This window comes from Corynebacterium sp. CQ3829_602738 (genome assembly GCF_054478435.1).
This window is the reverse complement of sequence record NZ_CM137003.1, coordinates 566219-584433: the sequence shown is the minus strand read 5'-3', so window position 1 is coordinate 584433 and position 18215 is coordinate 566219. Positions and strand designations below refer to the sequence as shown.

General features: G+C 66.1%; 18 protein-coding genes. 10 read left to right on the top strand and 8 right to left on the bottom strand.

Going from position 1 to position 18215, the window contains the following annotated elements; all coding sequences use genetic code 11:
• The first annotated feature begins 55 nt into the window (after nucleotides 1-55).
• Nucleotides 56-790: an acetolactate decarboxylase gene (gene budA, locus ACX1NL_RS02795; protein WP_301613834.1), complete on the top strand. Its 735-nt coding sequence runs from the start codon at nucleotides 56-58 to the stop codon at nucleotides 788-790.
• Nucleotides 791-968: 178 nt separating this feature from the next.
• On the opposite strand, the gene ACX1NL_RS02790 is transcribed toward budA, so the two are convergent.
• Together ACX1NL_RS02790 and ACX1NL_RS02785 are read right to left on the bottom strand one after the other, a co-directional pair.
• The gene (locus tag ACX1NL_RS02790) at nucleotides 969-1430 is read right to left on the bottom strand and encodes a hypothetical protein (protein WP_239356843.1); all 462 of its coding nucleotides are present in this window, start codon (nucleotides 1428-1430) and stop codon (nucleotides 969-971) included.
• Nucleotides 1431-1452: 22 nt separating this feature from the next.
• Nucleotides 1453-2181, bottom strand: coding sequence for a biotin--[acetyl-CoA-carboxylase] ligase (locus ACX1NL_RS02785; protein ID WP_458898547.1), 729 nt, complete (start codon nucleotides 2179-2181; stop codon nucleotides 1453-1455).
• Nucleotides 2182-2316: 135 nt separating this feature from the next.
• Here ACX1NL_RS02785 and ACX1NL_RS02780 point away from each other — a divergent pair, with 135 nt between their 5' ends.
• The 4 genes from ACX1NL_RS02780 to ACX1NL_RS02765 all read left to right on the top strand — a co-directional run bounded on the left by ACX1NL_RS02780 (nucleotide 2317) and on the right by ACX1NL_RS02765 (nucleotide 5969).
• On the top strand, nucleotides 2317-3564 hold the full coding sequence (locus ACX1NL_RS02780) for an ATP-binding protein (protein ID WP_458898546.1): 1248 nt from the start codon (nucleotides 2317-2319) through the stop codon (nucleotides 3562-3564).
• Nucleotides 3565-3658: 94 nt separating this feature from the next.
• Nucleotides 3659-5173 carry an acyl-CoA carboxylase subunit beta gene (locus tag ACX1NL_RS02775; protein WP_458898545.1) on the top strand — a complete coding sequence of 505 codons (1515 nt, stop codon included), beginning with the start codon at nucleotides 3659-3661 and terminating at the stop codon, nucleotides 5171-5173.
• Nucleotides 5174-5193: 20 nt separating this feature from the next.
• Entirely contained in the window at nucleotides 5194-5379 is a 186-nt protein-coding gene (locus ACX1NL_RS02770; RefSeq protein ID WP_181889929.1) for an acyl-CoA carboxylase epsilon subunit, read from the top strand.
• Nucleotides 5379-5969, top strand: coding sequence for a Maf family protein (locus tag ACX1NL_RS02765; RefSeq protein ID WP_311390013.1), 591 nt, complete (start codon nucleotides 5379-5381; stop codon nucleotides 5967-5969). The genes ACX1NL_RS02770 and ACX1NL_RS02765 overlap by 1 nt, the downstream gene beginning before the upstream one ends.
• Before the next feature lie 125 nt (nucleotides 5970-6094).
• Here ACX1NL_RS02765 and ACX1NL_RS02760 read toward each other — a convergent pair whose 3' ends face one another.
• The 3 genes from ACX1NL_RS02760 to ACX1NL_RS02750 are packed head-to-tail and all read right to left on the bottom strand — an operon-like array spanning nucleotide 6095 to nucleotide 7691.
• Complete coding sequence (locus ACX1NL_RS02760; RefSeq protein ID WP_458898544.1) at nucleotides 6095-6616, bottom strand: hypothetical protein; 522 nt, start codon at nucleotides 6614-6616, stop codon at nucleotides 6095-6097.
• Nucleotides 6617-6632: 16 nt separating this feature from the next.
• Nucleotides 6633-7160: a hypothetical protein gene (locus tag ACX1NL_RS02755; protein ID WP_311390270.1), complete on the bottom strand. Its 528-nt coding sequence runs from the start codon at nucleotides 7158-7160 to the stop codon at nucleotides 6633-6635.
• A gap of 9 nt (nucleotides 7161-7169) precedes the next feature.
• Nucleotides 7170-7691: a hypothetical protein gene (locus ACX1NL_RS02750; RefSeq protein WP_181889925.1), complete on the bottom strand. Its 522-nt coding sequence runs from the start codon at nucleotides 7689-7691 to the stop codon at nucleotides 7170-7172.
• A gap of 107 nt (nucleotides 7692-7798) precedes the next feature.
• Here ACX1NL_RS02750 and ACX1NL_RS02745 point away from each other — a divergent pair, with 107 nt between their 5' ends.
• Together ACX1NL_RS02745 and ACX1NL_RS02740 are read left to right on the top strand one after the other, a co-directional pair.
• Nucleotides 7799-8197, top strand: coding sequence for a DUF3151 domain-containing protein (locus ACX1NL_RS02745; protein ID WP_181889924.1), 399 nt, complete (start codon nucleotides 7799-7801; stop codon nucleotides 8195-8197).
• Between the two features lie 6 nt (nucleotides 8198-8203).
• On the top strand, nucleotides 8204-8962 hold the full coding sequence (locus tag ACX1NL_RS02740) for a hypothetical protein (protein WP_458898543.1): 759 nt from the start codon (nucleotides 8204-8206) through the stop codon (nucleotides 8960-8962).
• Nucleotides 8963-9141: 179 nt separating this feature from the next.
• Here the strand turns inward: ACX1NL_RS02740 and ACX1NL_RS02735 are convergent, their stop codons facing one another.
• Nucleotides 9142-10203, bottom strand: coding sequence for a Cj0069 family protein (locus ACX1NL_RS02735; protein ID WP_181889922.1), 1062 nt, complete (start codon nucleotides 10201-10203; stop codon nucleotides 9142-9144).
• Nucleotides 10204-10488: 285 nt separating this feature from the next.
• Here ACX1NL_RS02735 and ACX1NL_RS02730 point away from each other — a divergent pair, with 285 nt between their 5' ends.
• Both ACX1NL_RS02730 and ACX1NL_RS02725 read left to right on the top strand, forming a co-directional pair.
• Nucleotides 10489-11373, top strand: a complete 885-nt coding sequence (locus ACX1NL_RS02730) for a sulfurtransferase (RefSeq protein WP_458898542.1) — start codon at nucleotides 10489-10491, stop codon at nucleotides 11371-11373.
• A gap of 93 nt (nucleotides 11374-11466) precedes the next feature.
• Nucleotides 11467-13245 (top strand): acetyl-CoA carboxylase biotin carboxylase subunit, encoded by a 1779-nt coding sequence (locus ACX1NL_RS02725; RefSeq protein ID WP_458898541.1) that lies wholly within the window; start codon nucleotides 11467-11469, stop codon nucleotides 13243-13245.
• An 8-nt stretch (nucleotides 13246-13253) separates the two neighbouring features.
• On the opposite strand, the gene ACX1NL_RS02720 is transcribed toward ACX1NL_RS02725, so the two are convergent.
• Nucleotides 13254-14165, bottom strand: coding sequence for a chymotrypsin family serine protease (locus ACX1NL_RS02720; protein WP_458898540.1), 912 nt, complete (start codon nucleotides 14163-14165; stop codon nucleotides 13254-13256).
• A 23-nt stretch (nucleotides 14166-14188) separates the two neighbouring features.
• Here ACX1NL_RS02720 and ACX1NL_RS02715 point away from each other — a divergent pair, with 23 nt between their 5' ends.
• Complete coding sequence (locus tag ACX1NL_RS02715) at nucleotides 14189-14692, top strand: GNAT family N-acetyltransferase (protein ID WP_239307260.1); 504 nt, start codon at nucleotides 14189-14191, stop codon at nucleotides 14690-14692.
• Between the two features lie 93 nt (nucleotides 14693-14785).
• On the opposite strand, the gene ACX1NL_RS02710 is transcribed toward ACX1NL_RS02715, so the two are convergent.
• The gene (locus tag ACX1NL_RS02710) at nucleotides 14786-18214 is read right to left on the bottom strand and encodes a pyruvate carboxylase (RefSeq protein WP_458898539.1); all 3429 of its coding nucleotides are present in this window, start codon (nucleotides 18212-18214) and stop codon (nucleotides 14786-14788) included.
• Between the last annotated feature and the right edge of the window lies 1 nt (nucleotide 18215).

The following is an 18215-nucleotide window of genomic DNA, read 5'->3' as shown; positions in this document are numbered from 1 at the left end:
ATAGGCGTTACTCACTCTCCACACTGTAGTCGCCCCTCCGACTAGCATCGCAGCCATGTCTGAAACGATCGCCCGCCACACCATCTTCCAAAACTCGCTGATGACCGCGCTTCTCGACGGCATCTACGACGGCGAGCTGACCATCAGCGACATCCTGAGCAAAGGCAACTTCGGCCTGGGCACCTTCGACGCCCTCGACGGCGAAATGCTCATCCTGGACGGAGTGTGCCACCAGCTCACCTCCGACGGCAAGGCGCGCGTGGCCGATCTGGACCAGCGCACCCCGTTTACCGTAGTGACCAACTTCGTGCCGAGGATGCGCTTCGACGCGCCCGCCGGCATGGTGCGCTCCGAACTGGCCAAGTTCATCGACGACGCCGAGCCAAGCCACAACTTCTTCACCGCCGTGAAAATCACCGGCCGGTTCAAGGAAGTGGTGGTGCGCACGGTGACCAAGCAGGAAAAGCCGTACCCGCCGATGTCCGAGGCCGTTTCCGACGACGCGGAGCACGTCTTCACCGACGTCGAAGGCGTCATCGGTGGTTTCCGCACCCCCATGTACGCCAAGGGCATCGGCGTGCCGGGCTGCCACGTGCACTTCATCGACAACGAGCACTCGCGCGGCGGACACGTGCTGGACTACACCGTCGACGAGGCCGTTATCGAGCTGTGCCCCGGCACCGACATGGAGCTGCACCTGCCCGTCACCGCCGAGTTCTTGGGTGGCAAGCTCTCCCCCGAGGACCTGGACGAGCAGCTGCACACCACCGAGATCAAGGGCGACAAGTAGCGCCCAGCGCCGGGCGGAAAGGGTGCGCCGGACGGGGTTCCTGACAAATTACGGCAGCCGTTTGTGACGACCTGGGGATATAGGGGCGCTCTGACAGATTCCGCCACGAAGTGTCGGAGATAGGGGCTCCCGAGGCGAGGCGCGCGGCCGGCGCCGGCGCCGGCCGCGCGCCGCAGGCCTAGCGCGCCGCGCCGAGCGCGCGCTGCAGCACCTTCTCCACCGAGCGCGTCTTGCCCACCCGCTCGAACACGATCGGCTGAGCGTAGCCGTACACCGCCACGTTGATGCCGCCGCGCTCGCGGCGCACGGAGTGGATCTGGCGCAGCGGGATGGAATCCACCGCCCCGCGCCGGCCGCGGGCCAGGATGCGCTTGTCGGTGACGATGAAGCGCCGGCGCCTGGACGCCACCAGCGGGACGATGAACCGCCACAGCACGAGCAGCGCCCAGATAAGCACCACAATGTTGCGCAGGCCCGGGTCCACGTGCGGGGTCACGTCCATCCAGCCGATGGCCATCCACGCCACGCCGGTCACGGCCACCAGCTCCAGCAGCGGGATGGTCAGCGAGGAAAGCGGCGCGCACACGTCGGCGAGGACAACTTCGTCCCCGCCGACGCGAAACGGTGCTTTGCCAGCCATAAACAGGCAGGGTACTGCACGCCTAGGACGTCGGCCGCAGATGGTGGACGTCGCCGACGGAGAAGGCGGAGCCGTCGATAAGCACTTCGCCCTGGTCGTTGACCCCGGTGACGGTGCCGGTGACGGTCTCCTCGCCCTCGCGCATCTCCAGGCGCACGTGCTGGCCGATGGTCGAGCACACGGCGCGGTAGTCCTCGAGCAGCTGCGGGTCGCCCTCCCGCCACTGGTTCAGGCGCTTGCCCATGGCGAGCAGGATGTCGGCGGTGAAGTCGTCGAAATCCACATCCAGGCCCTCGAGGTTGAGCGCGGTGGCGGTTTCCACCGGCAGGTCCTCGGTCCGCATGGCCACGTTGATGCCGATGCCCACAATCACCCGCGGCATGTCCAGCGCGGAGAGGATGCCGGCGATTTTCTTGCCGCCGATCTGCACGTCGTTGGGCCATTTCAGCCGCGCCTGCGGCACCACATCCGTCACGGCAACACCCGGCGCGATGGACAGCAGGCCGAACGGCGGCACCTTCTCGGGCACCTCCACCACCATGCTCATGGCCAGCTGCGAGCCTTTCGGCGAGACCCAATGGCGCCCCAGCCGCCCTTTGCCGTCGGTCTGCTCGTCGGCGATGAGCACCGTGCCGGGCTCGCCTTCTTTGAACAGGTCAGCGTTGGTGGAGCCGGTGGTTTCCACCCACCGCACGTTCGGCCAGTACTCCGCCACCGCGTCCTGGATGGCCTGAATGTCGCGCACAGTCATAGCTAAAGAGCATATCGCTTCTGAAAATCGAGTAGTAGGAGTTCTGAAAATCAGGTAGTAGAGCTGCTGAAAATTGGGTAGTAGAAGTCCTGAAAATGCGGTAGTAGGACGCTTTCGTGCAGTACAATGCTCAATATGGCCTACCTCCGACGCACCCTCGACGACGAGCTCGACCTTCTCATGCCCCATCTGTCCGCAATTGCCATCGACGGGCCCAAAGGCGTCGGCAAAACTGCCACCGCTAAACGCCGCGCCACCACCACGTGGTTTCTTGATGATCCGGATATGCGCAGCATTGCGGAGGCCGATTTTTCGCTCTCGTCAGCGCCGGACGGCACGTTGCTCATCGACGAGTGGCAGCATCTCCCCCAGGTTTGGGATGCAGTTCGCCGCCAAGTGGACCTAGGAACTGCCCCCGGGCGTTTTCTGCTCACCGGCTCGGCCACTCCCGTCGACGCGACGGGTTCCCATTCGGGCGCCGGGCGGATCTACTCGTTAAGAATGCGCCCGATGGCCGTCCATGAACGCGGCGTTTCCGACCCCACGTGCAGCTTCGCCAGGATCTTGGGCGGAGACAACGATGTGTCGGGACACTCGGATTTCGAGGTCGGCGATTACGCCAAACTCATTACCGGCAGTGGCTTTCCCGCCATTGCCGCGTCTGACCCCACGGCCCAAACGCTGATGCTCGACTCGTACATCGAGCGCATCATCGACCGCGACATCCCCGATGCAGGCTACGAAGTACGCCGGCCCGAAAGCCTCCGGAGCTGGCTGCGCGCCTATGCCGCGGCCACTTCCACGACCACCGCCTACTCGAGGCTGCTCGACGCCACAACGGGCGGCCAGGTGGAGCAGCCGAATCAGAAAACTACGCTCGCATACCGCGAGCATTTAGCGAAGATTTGGCTGCTCGATCCAGTCCCTGGGTGGGTTCCGGAACATAACGAGTTCAAGCGGTTGCAGCAGGGCCCCAAACACCACCTCGCTGACCCCGCTCTCGCGGCACGACTGCTCGGCATCGGCGCATCCAGCCTCCTCAGCAACCGCGCAGCCCACATGTTTGGGCCACTCTTCGAATCCCTGACTGCGCTCACACTCCGTGTGCTGGCACAAGCATCCAGAGCGCGGGTGTGCCACCTCCGATCAAACGCCGGAGAACGGGAAGTCGACTTCATCGTCGAAGGACCGGAACGAGAAGTCGTCGGTGTTGAGGTCAAACTCAAGCCGCGGGTTGATGACGCCGACGTCCGGCACCTTCTGTGGCTGCGCGAGCGCATCCCGGACCGGGTAACCAACCTGATGGTGGTAACCACAGGTAAACAGGCGTACGTCCGCCCCGACGGAATTATCGTTATGCCCCTCGCCCTTCTCGGCGCGTAGGCGCCGCTCTACTGCCCGTCGGTGGAGGGTGAAACGCGGGCGGCGGAGCCGTCGATAAGCATGGCGGCACACAAGGAATCTAGACTGAGGCGTTATGAGTTCATCCAAACCCGACATGACCACCACCGCGGGCCGCATCGAGGATCTGCGCAACCGCCTGGATGAGGCGCAAGCCCCGGTCGGTCAGGACGCGATCGACGCAGTGCACGCAGCCGGAGCCGCCACCGCCCGCGAGCGCGTGCTCAAGCTTGTGGACGAAGGCACGTTCGTGGAAACCGACGCGCTGGCCAAACACCGCGTCGAGGCGTACAAGATGGACAAGTCCAAGCCCTCCACCGACGGCGTGGTCACAGGCTACGGGCTTATCGACGGCCGAAGGGTATGCCTATTCTCCCAGGACCCCACCGTCTTCGACGGGCAGATCGGCGAGGTCTACGCCGAGAAGATGCTCAAGATCTACGACCTGGCCACCAAGACCGGCGTGCCGCTGATCGGCATCTACGACTCCACCGGCCCACGCTGGAAGGAAGGCATCGTCACCGCGCACATGCAGGCGCAGATCCTGCGCGCCGCCACCCGCGCGTCCGGGCTGATCCCGCAGATCGCGGTCGTGGCCGGCGACGCGGCGGCGTTGACCGCGGCGAGCGTGCCGCTGGCGGACATCACCATCATGGCCGAGGGCGCGTCGATGCACGTGACCACCGCCGACATCGTGAGTAAGGTGACCGAGACCGAAACCACCAGCGAGCAGCTCGGCGGCAGCGCCGTCCACGCCGCGGAGACCGGGCTGGCGCAGCTGACCGCCGCCACCGACGCGGAGGCCGTGGAGCTGGCGCGCGCGGTGGTGGGCTACCTGCCGCTGAACAACAAGGCCGCGTCCCCGCTGGGCGCCGAGGCTGCCGGTTCCGGCGCTGACCTGGACACGTTCATCCCCGACGACGACAACCAGCCCTACGACGTGCTGGACGTGGTCAACGCCGTCACAGACGGGGACTTCTTCGAGCTTTCCGCAGGTTACGCGGGCTCTGTGGTCACCGGGTTTGCGCATGTCGGCGGGCGTGCCGTTGGTGTCGTCGCCACGCAGCCGAGCGTGTTGGCCGGCTGCCTGACCCGCGACGCCGCCCGCAAGGCCGCGCGCTTCATCCGCACCTGCGACGCGTTCAACCTGCCGATCGTGCAGTTCGTGGACTCGCCGGGCTTCCTGCCGGCCGTCGAGGAGGAGCGCGCAGGCTCCTCTGCCGCCGCGGCCGCCCTGGCCTACGCGTTCGCCGAGGCCCAGGTGGGCACGATCACCGTGGTCACCCGCAAGGCGTTCGGCCCCTCGTATGCCCTGCTGGGCTCCAAGGGCCTGGGCGCCGACCTGGTGTTCGCGTGGCCAACCGCGCAGATCGCGCTTGCAGACGCCCCCACCGCCGCCGAAGCCATCGGCACCGACGCCGACAAGTACGCCGAGGAGAACCTCAACCCGTACGTGGCCACCGAGCGCGGCCTAGTCGACGCCGTGATCGAGCCGTCCGCCACCCGCGACCGCGTGCTCGAGGGCCTACGTCTGCTGGAGCGCAAGGTGGGCCACCCGGCGCAGAAGAAGCACGGCAACATCCCGCTGTAAGGCACGAAAAGGAGGCTGACGTGGACATTCAGGTACTCAAGGGCAACCCCACCGAGGCGGAACTCGCGGCACTTTCGCAGGTCCTGGAGCAGCTTAAGCGCGAGCGCAAGCTCGCCGGGGTGCAGCCGGACGCGAACTACTGGGGTATCTCCCACCCCGCCACCGCGTACAACCCGCACGCATTCGACTCGGCGGCGTACTTCTAATGCGGCTGGTGTTGGCGTCGCAATCGCCGTCGCGGCGCATGCTGCTCGAGCAAGGCGGGGTGAGACCCGTGCTACGTCCCGCCCACATCGACGAGGACGCGGTGATCGCATCGCTTCACAGCGTCGATGCGGCCACCACCGTTTCCACCCTCGCCCGCGCCAAAGCAGAGACTGCCATCGCCGAATTCCCCGGCGACGTGGTGGTCGGCTGCGACTCCATGCTGCTCCTCGACGGCGAACTGCTGGGCAAACCCCACACCGTTGAAGCGACCATCGAGCGCTGGAAGGCGCAGCGCGGCAAAGAAGCACAGCTGCTCACCGGGCACGCCGTGTGGTTCGGTGGCGAGTGGGTGGTGGACACCGTCGCCACCACCATTCGCTTCGGCGACGTCTCCGACGCCGACATCGAGGCCTACGCCCGCTCCGGCCAACCGTTGGAGTGCGCGGGCGCGTTCACGCTGGAGGCGCTGGGCAGCTGGTTCATCGACGCCATCGAAGGCGACCCCACCAGCGTCATCGGCCTATCCATGCCACTGCTGCGCCGCTGCCTCTACCGCTTCGGGCTGGACGCCTCCGACTTCTGGGAGTGAGGGGGCCGAGATCCGGGCGGTTTTGTACGAATCGACATTTTTTCGGAATCTGCCCTGCAAAACCCCAGGTCAGATTTTAGCGTTGTTGATTCGTACAAATTTGCGACGACCCCCCGCACGCGCCCCTAGAATCCGCGGGCGGTGAGGAACTCGTCGAGGACCTTGAGCCCCTCCGGCTGGTGGTCCACGCACATGCGCAGCCACTCGCCGATCTTGTTCTTAGGGTTGCGGACACTTGACGGCTCGTCCAAGTCCACATCCTTTCCGAACAGCGCTTCGTAGATGGGGCGGCGCTGCTCGTCGCTTTCCGCTCCGATCTTCACCGCGAGCTTGATCGGTGTGTCTCCGTGGCTTTCGCGGTAGTTCACATCGGCGCCGGCGGCGACGAGCCGCTGCACGAGAGCCGCGTCGCCGCTGCCGAGATCGTCATGGCTGAGCAGCAGCGTCAGCGTGTTCTGCCCGTAATCCACCACCGTCGCATCGGCGCCGCAGTCCAGCATGTCGTTGCTGATCTTTTCGCGAGCCTCCGGGTCGCGGTTGATCAGTCCGGCGCACAGCATCTCCGTGGCATCGTGCGCTTCCGGGTCGTAGACCTCCAGAAACTCCTCGTAGGTACCGTTTTGGGCGACATACAGCGGGCTTGCCATGGTTTTCTCTCCCTCGCTAATAACCTTTTGCTTTCAAGAACTCGTCGAGGACATAGAGCTTTTCCGGACGGTCGTCGGCGTTCATGCGCAGCCACTCACCGATGCTCATGACTGGCTCGTGTGCGTTGGACGGAAGATCCAGATCCAGCTCTTCTGCTCCAAACAGGGCCTGATAGAGCGGTCGACGCTGCTCGTCGTCGTCCACACGGATCTCGATCGCCAGCTGCAGGACCAAGGATCCCCGGCGTTCGCGGTAGTTCACGTCGGCGCCGCCGTCGACAAGCCTCTGCGCAAGCGCTGCATCACCGGACCCCAGATGACGGTGCCTGCCCAGCAGGACAGTCAGTGCGTTCTGCCCGTACTCGGCTCTCGACGCATCCGCGCCCCGGTCCAACATGTCGTTGCAGATCGCGGCGCGGGTTTCCGGATCCTTGTTGGTGAGCCCGTTAAACAACATGTCCGTCGGGTCATTCACCTCTGGGTCGAACACCTCGAGAAACTCCTCGTAGGTGCCCTTCTTCGCCGTGTACGTCGGGCTTGCCATGGGAATCTCCTAATAGCCTCTGGCCTTGAGAAACTCGTCCAAGACGTCGAGTTTGCCGGGGCGCCCGTCCACGTTCATGCGCAGCCACTTCCCGATCGAGTTCTTTCGGGTGCGCAGGTTCGTCGGCTCGTCCAAATCCACGTCCGCGGCGAACAGTGCCTCGTACAGGGGGCGGCGCTGTTCGTCGTCGTCAACGCGGATTCGAATAGCAAGCATCATGGGTACGTTGCCACCGCTTTCGCGATAGTCCACGTCGGCGCCGCCGTCGATAAGCCGCTGCGCCAGTGCAGGGTCGCCGTCAGCGAGCCGGTCGTGGCTCAGCAGCAGCGTCAACGTGTTCTGCCCGTAATCCACGACCGTGGCATCCGCGCCGCGGTCCAGCATGTCGTTGCTGATCTTTTCGCGTGCCTCAGGGTCGCGGTTGATCAGTCCGGCGCACAGCATCTCCGTGGCATCGTGCGCTTCCGGGTCGTAGACCTCCAGGAACTCCTCGTAGGTTCCGTTTTGGGCGACATACAGCGGGCTAGCCATTGGTGCTCCTCGGTGTGGGACGCAGGTCACATCGGGTTACGCGCCCCACAATATGCGCGAATGCCTGGCCCGTCACGGTCTCCCAGGAAACTAGTAGCCTGGCGGCCATGGAAATCAACGACATGCTCGCCCCGAAGCCCATCGAGCTGCCCGCCGATCCGGCCGCGGGCAAGGATTTGCTTGCAGACGACACCGCGCTCGCCCACCCCGACTCCCCCGCCGTCTGGGCCGCCCGCGCGGAACGCGAACTGAGTGACGGCGACAAGCTCATCGCCTACGCGTACGCCCGCACCGGCTACCACCGTTCCCTGGACCGCCTGCGCGCCAACGGTTGGAAGGGCTGGGGCCCGGTCCCCGCCTCCCACGAGCCGAACCAGGGCGTGTTGAAGGCCATTGCGATGTTGGCAGTAACCTCACAGGCTATCGGTGACCAGGCAGAATACGACCGTTGCCACCAGATGCTTTCCGACGCCGACCCGCAAAGCGTGGAAAAGCTTTTACCCTAACGAGGTATGACGCGAATCAACCAAGCGACCAAGCTACTCATTGCAGTTCCGACGGCGCTCGCGATTGCGTCGTGCAGCGCCACGGAGGACACAACAGCTGACACAGCTGCGGGAACCGGCGGGAAGGCGCCCACTGTCACCGCGTCCATCGGCGGTGCCGGGGCGGACACGGCCGCTCAAGGTGCGGACCTCCCCGAAACGGTGACTCAAGAAAAGACCGTCACCGAAGCGGCCGCGCAGCCACCGGCCGGCGAGGCCGCTGCCCCGCCAGCCCCCGCCCCCGCCCCGGAGGGCGACAACTGTGCCAGCCTGCCCACCGATCCGCGCCAGCAGTACGCCACCGGCACAGCCCCGGGCCGCATGCCGGCGGCTGACAGCCAGTCGGACATGAACTACTGGATCGAGAACATCGAGAACCACTACGATCCGTGCGCGCCGATCAGCTGGATCACGTTCCGCGGCTCATTCGGCGACGGGGATCGCCCGGCAGGCACCGGCGCCTCCATCAGCGACGGCCTCGCGCTCTACGTCAACGGCCAGCCCGCAGGCGACATGCGGCTATTCACAGAGGTTGAGAGCATCGAATTGCTTAACGACGGCCAGCTCCGCCTCTCCTGGGGTGAACGCGGAGAAGCCACCGCGGCAGGTATTACCGACCACTACACCGTGGACCTCACGGCACAAGGCGACGCTGTGCAGCCCGTCGCTGGCGACGTCGAGCAGTTCAACCGGTTCTGGAACCAGTCCGGTTACTTGCTCAACTAATCGCCGGATCGTCTAGCACCGCAACGAATACTGCTAGACGATCCCGCACCCGGCAATCTATTTCCCCAGCTGATGTTGGAGATGGGTGCCAATAAGAAACGGATCGTCTAGCAGGCCATTGTGTCTGCTAGACGATCCGTTGCGAACGGGCGGAGTGCTCGTCGAGAAGCGAAATGCTCTTAGGCGTGCTTCTCCTCGACGCGCTTGATGGCCTCCTCGGCCACCTTCTCCTGGATGCCCATGTCCAGCTCGGAGGTGAAGCCGACGCAGGAGCAGTTGATCTCGCCGAGGACGTAGGTGTCCTCGCCGGTCTCGTCGTCGTCAGCGAGCATGAAGTCCGCGGTCCAGATCAGCGGGATGTTGTCGCCGCCGAGGTTCTCAGCGATGACCGGGCGGGCCTCGGCGAACATGTCGACGAGCTCCTGCCACTCCTCCGGCTTCTGGTAGGTGTACTTCGCGCCGGAGAACAGGGTTGCGGAGAACGCGTCGCCGCCCTCAGCCGGCTTCTTGTGCACGACGAAGACCGGGTGCGGGCCGACCAGCAGGATGCGGATTTCGCCCTCGACGATGCGCGGCATGAAGCGCATGTCCACGAGCATGCCGTTGTCGCCGACGATGTACTGGTCGCAGAAGTCCATGAACTCGCCCAGCTCGCGGTCTTCGGTGTGGTTGTCCACCGCCTCGGTGCACTTGAGCTTGGTGTCCAGCGGCAGGGCGGTGCCTGGCTCGACGGACTCGGCCAGGGACTCGTCGGCAAGGCGCACGCGCCAGATGCCGGAGCCGGTGGAGCCGCGGTTCTGCTTGAGCACGCGCTCGCCGTAGGACAGGGACTTGGGGAAGGTGTTGTGGAACTCCTCCACGTCGTAGTACGCGGCGGTGTCCTCCGGCACGAGGTCGGTCTTGTTCAGCTTGACCAGGGCGTCCTTGGCACCGTAGGAGATCATCTCCTGTGGGGTGGACATGCCCACCAGGCCGGCCTCGGACAGGCGGGTGAGCAGGTCGAAGTAGCCCTTCTCACCGCCCGGGATGTTGCCCGGGTTCACGCGGGAGATGTAGGCGTCGAAGTTCTCGGAGACGTAGGTGAACAGGTCGTCCGCCCACTCCGGGCGGAAGTAGACGACCTCGGAGTGCCAGCCCTTTTCCTTGATGGCGTTCACGATGGGCATGGTGTCCTTGCGGTGGCCGTCGAAGGACTTGTCGGAGCCGCCTTCGACCTCGAAGACAACAATCGCCTTGTGCACGGTTGGTCCCTTTCATGGTTCATACCCCGCTTCACGCTCACACAGGAGCCGTCGGGGCAGGTCAGATTGCTAGAACAAACTGGCCGCGACCTGTATGTTCCTGACTTGACTTTAACCCGCGGCAGTGAGTTCCACCGGGCGAGCGATTTGATAGTGTGCAAGCTCACACCACCGTGTTATCTGGCCGAACGCGTCAAGCGCGCTGCATTCGTTTCTGTATCGTTGACGGTGGTTTTGCACACTGGTGTTGCACACCGCACACGAGCGAGAAGAAAGGTTGCCGCCATGGGCATCGAGCTCGACGACACCCCGCAGTTCCAGCAGTACGCGCACCCGGAGAAGTTCGTTTCCGCGGCGTGGCTGTCCGCCCGCCTGGGCGTGCCGGGTTTGAAGGTCGTGGAAAGCGATGAGGACGCGTTCCTCTACGACATCGGCCACATCCCCGGTGCGGTACGCATTGACTGGAAGCGGGATTTGAACGACCCGCTGGTGCGCGACTTCATCGACGGCGAGGCGTTTGCGGAGCTGATGCGCTCGCGCGGCATCAACCGCGACGACACTGTGGTGGTCTACGGCGACTCGTCCAACTGGTGGGCGGCCTACACCGCGTGGGTGTTCGAGCTGTTCGGCCACCCGGACGTGCGGCTTCTCGACGGCGGCCGCGACGCGTGGATGGGCGAAGAGCGCGACACTTCCTTTGTGGTGCCGGAGTACCCGCGATCGGACTACCCGGTGGTTCAGCGCCAGGATGCGCCCTTCCGCGCGTTTGCTTCGGAGTTGCTGGAGCGCACGCCCGCGCAGCTTATCGACGCCCGGCCGGCCCCGTTCTACCTGGGCGAAGACCCGAATCCGGGGCCTTCCTCCGCGCCGTCGCTGCGCCAGGGCCACATCCCCGGCGCGGTGAATGTGCCGTGGGGCCGCTCGGTGTTCCCCAACGCGCGCTTCCGCTCGTTGGAGGACATTCAGGCGATCTACGCCGACTTCGACAAGGACGCCGAGACGGTGGTGTACTGCCAGCTCGGCGAGAGCTCCTCGCACACGTGGTACGTGCTCAAGCACATCTTGGGCTTTACCAACGTCGCGCTCTACGACGGCTCCTGGGCCGAGTGGGGCAACATGGTGCGCATGCCTGTGGCCAAGGGCGACGCGCCCGAAAACGAAGCAGATTAAGCACGTCGGCGCGGTGGCGCTGTAACATGGTTCGACGTTTGTCCGACGTTTCTAACGGTGTGTTTTTCCGATTGTTAAGGACGGGATTGCTTCGTGCCTACCACTGCAGCGACTACTGACCTGCCGAACAGCGTGACCAAGGTGCTGGTGGCCAACCGCGGCGAGATCGCCGTGCGCGTCATCCGCGCGTGTGTGGACGAGGGCATCGCGTCTGTCGCCGTGTACGCCGAGCCGGACGCGGACGCGCCGTTCGTCCAACTCGCCGACGAGGCCTTCGCCCTCGGCGGGGAGACCGCGGCCGAGAGCTACCTGGACATGGACAAGGTCATCGCCGCGGCGGAGAAGTCCGGCGCGGACGCGATCCACCCGGGCTACGGCTTCCTGTCGGAGAACGCGGAGTTCGCGCAGAAGGTCATCGACGCAGGCCTGACCTGGATCGGCCCCTCCCCCGAGGCCATTGCCGCGCTTGGCGACAAGGTCACCGCCCGCCACATCGCCGAGGCCGCGCAGGCCCCGATGGCGCCGGGCACGAAGAACCCGGTTGCCGGCGCCGACGAGGTTGTCGCCTTCGCCGAAGAGTACGGCCTGCCCGTGGCGATTAAGGCGGCGTTCGGCGGCGGCGGCCGCGGCATGAAGGTCGCCTACACGGTTGACGAGATCCCGGAGCTGTACGAGTCCGCCACCCGCGAGGCCACTGCCGCGTTCGGTCGCGGCGAGTGCTTCGTGGAGCGCTACCTGGATAAGGCCCGCCACGTGGAAGCGCAGGTGCTGGCGGACCAGCACGGCAACGTGGTGGTCGTGGGCACGCGCGACTGCTCCCTGCAGCGCCGTTTTCAAAAGCTTGTGGAGGAGGCCCCGGCGCCGTTCCTCACCGACGAGCAGCGCAAGCGCATCCACACGTCTGCAAAGGCCATCTGCCGCGAGGCCGGCTACTTCGGCGCGGGCACCGTGGAGTACCTGGTCGGCTCCGACGGCCTGATCTCCTTCCTGGAGGTCAACACCCGCCTGCAGGTGGAGCACCCCGTCACCGAGGCCACCACCGGCATCGACCTGGTGCGAGAGCAATTCCGCATCGCCCGCGGGGAGCAGCTGCTCATCGACGCCGATCCGGTCCCCCACGGCCACGCCATCGAATTCCGTATCAACGGCGAGGACGCGGCGGCGAACTTCATGCCGGCGCCCGGCACCGTCACCGCCTACGCGGAGCCTGCGGGCCCGGGTGTGCGCGTGGATTCCGGCGTGCGCGCAGGCTCCGTGGTGGGCGGCCAGTTCGACTCGATGCTGGCCAAGCTAATCGTCACCGGTGCCACCCGCCAGGAGGCGATCGAGCGCGCCCGCCGCGCCCTCGGCGAGTACGTCGTGGCCGGCTTCCCCACCGTGATCCCGTTCCACCAGGCCATCCTGGACAACCCGGCGTTTGTCGGCGACGAGGACGGCTTCGGCGTCTACACCCGCTGGATCGAAGAAGAGTGGGACGGCGAGCTTCCCACCACCCCGGCAACCGACGAGGACGCGGATACCGAGGCGCCTTCTCGCCGCACCTTCGCGGTGGAGATCGACGGCCGCCGCATCGAGGTCGCCCTGCCCGAGGAACTCGTCGCGGCAGGCCCCGCCAAGCGCAAGCCGAAGAAGCGCCGGGCGGGCAAGGCAGCCGTCTCCGGCGACGCCGTCGCCTCCCCCATGCAGGCCAGCGTGATCAAGGTCAACGTGGAGGAAGGCGAGGAGGTCGCCGAGGGCGACGTGCTGGTCGTGCTGGAAGCGATGAAGATGGAAAACCCGGTCAAGGCCCACAAGGCGGGCGCCGTGACCGGCCTGGCCGTCGAGGTTGGCGGCCAGGTGAACAAGGGCGCCGTATTAATGGAGCTGAAGTAGCCCTTCCGCTAGGAACCCCAACCCTGCATGATCCGCAGCGCGGGCTCGCGGTACTGCGGTGGCAGCGCACCGACGATTTGCGGCAGCGCGAACAGCATCCCGGCGAGGGCGACTAGCACGATCGCGGTGATCCCCACCGCGCTCATATCCGAGCTGCCGCCGTTACTGACCCGCTCCGGCTTGCCGCCCGGCGCCGCGGTTTCGTGCACCACCGGCGTTGAGATGCGCTTCGCCTGCGCCAGCAGCTCCAGTTCTTCTTCTGGGCTGACCTGCGGGCCGTTGTCCGGCACGGAGCTGCGGTTGAGCCGGCCTTCCTCCCCCTTGCTGCCCACCGCCAGGCTCACGCCGGTGTAGACGGACAAAAAGCCCTTGCCCTCCACCCACACCGGGCCTCCGGAATCGCCGGGTTTGCCGGACGGGCCGTCCCAGTAGAGGTTGTTGCCGATGGCGCCCGCGAAGCTGCCGCACGTCGTCTTCTTGCTGGTGCCGCCGTACACGCACACCGGGTCGCCTGAGCGCATCAGCGACGGCGCCACCACCTCCTCGCCGGTTATGCCGTTTTTGCCCAGCTTCACGCCGTCTGCCCAGCGGATCACGCCCCAGTCGTTGGCGGTGCCCTCGTCCGCGTTCATCGCCGACGACGGGTGGAATGTGCCGGAGGCGCGGAACCCCTCCCCCGCCACGATGGCGCGGTCGCCCTCTTCGCCGCAGTGCCCGGCGGTGTAGCTGACGTTCTGGCCCCGGTCGTTAAACGCGATGGTGCAGCGTCCTTTGCCCACTACGTCCACCACATCGCCCTGGTTGACCACGGGGGTGGCGACGGGTGGGGCGTCGTTGACCACGGGCGCTGCCACGGCGAATCCGGGGGTTGCGGCGAGGGCCAGGGCGGTGGACGTCGATAGGCAAATGCGTCGAAGCATGGCAAAAGATTAACGTGGAGCGCATGGATTACACACCTGAGTTCCAACTGCGCGAGGCCACAGAGTCCGACCGCACCTATCTGCGACGGCTGAATTACCTCGCCGACGTCTTCGGCGACGAGGCGGGCACTATCGGCCACAGCGAGCGCGAAGGCGCCGAAACCTATGTGGGTCAGTGGGACCCGGAGCGCGAAAGCGGCATCGTCGCATTCGACCAGTTCGACGTTCCTGCAGGTGGCGTGTGGTTGCGGTATTGGCAGTCGCCTGACGACGGGCACGCGAACCTCGCCCCCAACATCCCCGAAATCGCCATCGCGGTGGAAAACCGCTACGCCGGAAACCGGCTGGCAGTGCGGCTTTTGCAGGCCGCGGTGGAGCTGGCCAAGCGCCAGGGCGCGCCGAAGGTGGCGCTGTGGGTGGACCCGGACAACGACCGGGCGCGCCACCGCTACGAGAAGTTCGGCTTCAAAGACGTCGAGGGCGAAGACGACGTGATGGTCGTCGACGTGGAGGACTTCACCGCGTAGGCCGGTGTCGCCGGTGCTCGAGCGCGCCTCGGCACACCAAAGCAAACACCGCGCGGCCGTTCAACGGTCCGCGCGGTGCTTACTGCTGCCCCGTTAGGCGATAACCACCACGAGGTCGCCGCCTTCCACCTTGGTCGGCTGGGTGAACGCGATGCGCTCGATCTTGCCGTCCTTGGTGGCGGAGATCGCGGCCTCCATCTTCATGGCCTCGATGGTTGCCACCGGGTCGCCGGCCTTGACCTCGTCGCCCTCCTTGACGGTGACGGTCACGGCACCGGCGAACGGCGCTGCCACGTGGCCCGGGTTGGAGGAGTCGGCCTTCTCCACCTCGGCGACGGAGGACTCGGCGGACTCATCGCGCACCGTGATCGGTCGGACCTGGCCGTTGACGGTGAGGATGACCTGGCGCATGCCCTTCTCATCCGGTTCGCCCACGGCCTCGAGGCTGACCACCAGCGGCGGGCGGTTCTCGTCGATCTCGCCGTACCAGATCATGGTCTCCTCGCCCTCTTCGAGGCCGTAGAAGAACGCCTTGTCGCCGAGCTGGTCGGTGATGCCGTAGGTGCGCAAGTGCTCCTGGTATTCGGCGTACTGCTTCGGGAAGAGCAGCTTGTCCAGGGCGGCGCGGCGGGTGTCGTGGTCCTCGGACTGGAGGTCGGCGGCGAGCTCCTCCGGCACCTTTACGGTGTGGTCGACCTCGCTGCGGTTTTCCAGCGCCTTGTCGCGCAGCAGCGGCCAGCCGCCCGGAGGCGTGCCCAGCTCACCCTGCAGGAAGCCGATGACGGATTCCGGGATGTCGTACTTGCGCGGGTTTTCGGCGAACTCCTGCGGGCTGACACCCTGGCCCACCAGCTGCAGCGCTAGGTCGCCGACGACCTTGGAGGACGGGGTGACCTTGGTCGGGCGGCCGAGGATTTCGTTCACGCCGGCGTAGTAGTCCTCGATGAGCTCGAAGCGGTCCTCCAGACCCAGTGCCTTGGCCTGCGTGCGCAGGTTGGACAGCTGGCCGCCCGGGATCTCGTGCTTGTACACGCGGCCGGTCGGGCCCGGGATGCCGGACTCGAACGGGGCGTAGACCTGGCGCACGGCCTCCCAGTAGGGCTCCATGTCGAAGACGGCCTGCAGGTCGATGCCGGTGTCGCGCTCCGTCTCCGCAAAGGCGGCGACGAGGGCGGACATGGACGGCTGCGAGGTGGTGCCCGCCAGCGGCGCAGAGGCGACGTCGACCACGTCGGCGCCGGCGTTGGCGGCCGCCAGGTAGGTGGCCAGCTGGCCGCCCGCGGTGTCGTGGGTGTGCACGTGCACCGGCAGGTCAAAGCGCTCGCGCAGCGCGGTGACCAGCTTGGCGGCGGCTGCCGGGCGCATCAGGCCCGCCATGTCCTTGATGGCCAGGACGTGGGCGCCGGCGTCGACGATCTCCTCGGCCAGCTTGAGGTAGTAGTCCAGCGTGTACAGGTCTTCCGCCGGGTCCATCAGGTTGCCGGAGTAGGCCATGGCCACTTCGGCGACGGTGGTGTTGGTCTCCAGCACCGCGTCGATGGCCGGGCGCATCTGCGAGACGTCGTTGAGCGCGTCGAAGATGCGGAAGATGTCGATGCCGGAGGTGGCGGCCTCGCGCACGAACGCCTTGGTCACGGAGTCCGGGTACGGGGTGTAGCCCACGGTGTTGCGGCCGCGCAGCAGCATCTGGATGTTCACGTTCGGCATCGCCTCGCGCAGCTCGTCCAGGCGCATCCAGGGCGACTCGTGGAGGAAGCGCATGCCCACGTCGTAGGTCGCGCCACCCCAGGCCTCCACGGAGGTCAGCTCCGGGGTGAGGTGGCCGACGTGCTTCGCCGCCGCGACCAGGGTGTTGGTGCGGATGCGGGTGGCCAAAAGCGACTGGTGCGCGTCGCGGAAGGTGGTCTCGGTGACACCCAGCGCGGTCTGGTTGCGCAGCTTCTCGGCCCACTTTGCCGGGCCGAGCTCGAGCAGCTCGTCGCGGGAGCCGCGCGGCAGGTCGCCGTAGTTGGCCTCCGGCAGCTTCTTGGACGGGCGGATGTTGGTCGGGCGCGGACCGTTGGGCTGGTTCACCGTCACGGACGCGAGGTAGTTGAGGATCTTGCCGGCGTCGTCGGCAGCTGCCGGCGCTTCCAGCAGGTTCGGGTGGTCCGCGATGAAGCCGGTGTTGATGCGCTCGTGGCGGAACTCCGGCTCGCTCAGAAGGGCGCGCAGGAAGCCGATGTTGGTGGACAGACCGTTAATGGTGAACTCGTTTAAGGCGCGCAGCGCGCGGTCCACGGCGACCTGGAAGTTGCGGCCGCGGCAGGTCATCTTCACCAGCAGCGAGTCGAAGTTCGGGGTGATGGTGGTGCCGACGGCCACGTTGCCGTCGAGACGCACGCCCGCGCCGCCCGGCGACTGGTAGCCGGTGACCACGCCGGAGTCCGGCCTAAAGCCGTTGGCGGGGTCCTCGGTGGTGATGCGGCACTGCAGGGCGGCGCCGTTGACCTCGATGAGGTCCTGGGTGAGGTGGAGCTGCTCCAGTTTCGCGCCGGCGGCGATGTACATCTGGTTTTTCACGATGTCGATGCCGGTGACTTCCTCGGTCACGGTGTGCTCGACCTGCACGCGCGGGTTCATCTCGATGAACACATGGTTGCCGGACTCGTCCACGAGGAACTCGACGGTGCCGGCGCCCTCGTAGTTGATCTCCTTACAGAAGTTCACCGCGTCCTGGCAGATGCGCTGGCGCTGCTCCTCGGTGATGTGCTGCGCCGGAGCAATCTCCACGACCTTCTGGTGGCGGCGCTGCACGGAGCAGTCGCGCTCAAACAGGTGCACGACGTTGCCGTGGGAGTCCGCCATGATCTGCACCTCGATGTGCTGCGGGCGGATCACGGCGCGCTCGATGTAGACGTTCGGGTCGCCGAACGCGGCCTCCGCTTCGCGGGAGGCTTCAGCAGCAAGCTTCTCGACGTCCTCCGGTCGCTCAATAAAGCGCATACCGCGACCGCCGCCGCCTGCGACTGCCTTGACGAAGACGGGGAACTCGAAGTCCTTGGCGTACTCCGCCAGCTGCTTCGGGTCGTCGGACGGCTCAGAGTCCTTCAGCACCGGCAGGCCGGCGCGCTCCGCAGCCTGGACAGCGGCGGACTTGTCGCCCGTCAGATCCAGCGTTTCCGGGGAGGGACCGATGAACTTAATGCCGTTGTCGCGGCAGGCGCGCGCCAGGTCGGCGCGCTCGGAGAGGAACCCGTAGCCCGGGTAAATCGCGTCCGCGCCGGTTTCCTTCGCGGCGCGGATGATCTCGTCGATGTCCAGGTAGGACTTCACCGGCTGGCCCGGCTCGCCAATCTGGACGGCCTCGTCCGCAAACGGGCGGTGGAAGGAGTTGCGGTCCTCGCGGGGGTACACGGCGACGGTCTTCGCGCCGGTCTCGAATGCTGCACGGAAGGCACGCACGGCGATTTCGCCACGGTTGGCCACCAGGATCTTGCTGAACGAGGGCAGGTCGTGAAGCGGGAGGTTATCCGGGTTCATC

What these genes read in the sequence shown, in the direction of transcription:
- budA (WP_301613834.1), top strand. Translation starts at nt 56, where the DNA reads ATGTCTGAAACGATCGCCCGCCACACCATCTTCCAAAACTCGCTGATG.
- ACX1NL_RS02790 (WP_239356843.1), bottom strand. Translation starts at nt 1,430, where the DNA reads ATGGCTGGCAAAGCACCGTTTCGCGTCGGCGGGGACGAAGTTGTCCTC.
- ACX1NL_RS02785 (WP_458898547.1), bottom strand. Translation starts at nt 2,181, where the DNA reads ATGACTGTGCGCGACATTCAGGCCATCCAGGACGCGGTGGCGGAGTAC.
- ACX1NL_RS02780 (WP_458898546.1), top strand. Translation starts at nt 2,317, where the DNA reads ATGGCCTACCTCCGACGCACCCTCGACGACGAGCTCGACCTTCTCATG.
- ACX1NL_RS02775 (WP_458898545.1), top strand. Translation starts at nt 3,659, where the DNA reads ATGAGTTCATCCAAACCCGACATGACCACCACCGCGGGCCGCATCGAG.
- ACX1NL_RS02765 (WP_311390013.1), top strand. Translation starts at nt 5,379, where the DNA reads ATGCGGCTGGTGTTGGCGTCGCAATCGCCGTCGCGGCGCATGCTGCTC.
- ACX1NL_RS02760 (WP_458898544.1), bottom strand. Translation starts at nt 6,616, where the DNA reads ATGGCAAGCCCGCTGTATGTCGCCCAAAACGGTACCTACGAGGAGTTT.
- ACX1NL_RS02755 (WP_311390270.1), bottom strand. Translation starts at nt 7,160, where the DNA reads ATGGCAAGCCCGACGTACACGGCGAAGAAGGGCACCTACGAGGAGTTT.
- ACX1NL_RS02750 (WP_181889925.1), bottom strand. Translation starts at nt 7,691, where the DNA reads ATGGCTAGCCCGCTGTATGTCGCCCAAAACGGAACCTACGAGGAGTTC.
- ACX1NL_RS02745 (WP_181889924.1), top strand. Translation starts at nt 7,799, where the DNA reads ATGGAAATCAACGACATGCTCGCCCCGAAGCCCATCGAGCTGCCCGCC.
- ACX1NL_RS02740 (WP_458898543.1), top strand. Translation starts at nt 8,204, where the DNA reads ATGACGCGAATCAACCAAGCGACCAAGCTACTCATTGCAGTTCCGACG.
- ACX1NL_RS02730 (WP_458898542.1), top strand. Translation starts at nt 10,489, where the DNA reads ATGGGCATCGAGCTCGACGACACCCCGCAGTTCCAGCAGTACGCGCAC.
- ACX1NL_RS02720 (WP_458898540.1), bottom strand. Translation starts at nt 14,165, where the DNA reads ATGCTTCGACGCATTTGCCTATCGACGTCCACCGCCCTGGCCCTCGCC.
- ACX1NL_RS02715 (WP_239307260.1), top strand. Translation starts at nt 14,189, where the DNA reads ATGGATTACACACCTGAGTTCCAACTGCGCGAGGCCACAGAGTCCGAC.
- ACX1NL_RS02710 (WP_458898539.1), bottom strand. Translation starts at nt 18,214, where the DNA reads ATGAACCCGGATAACCTCCCGCTTCACGACCTGCCCTCGTTCAGCAAG.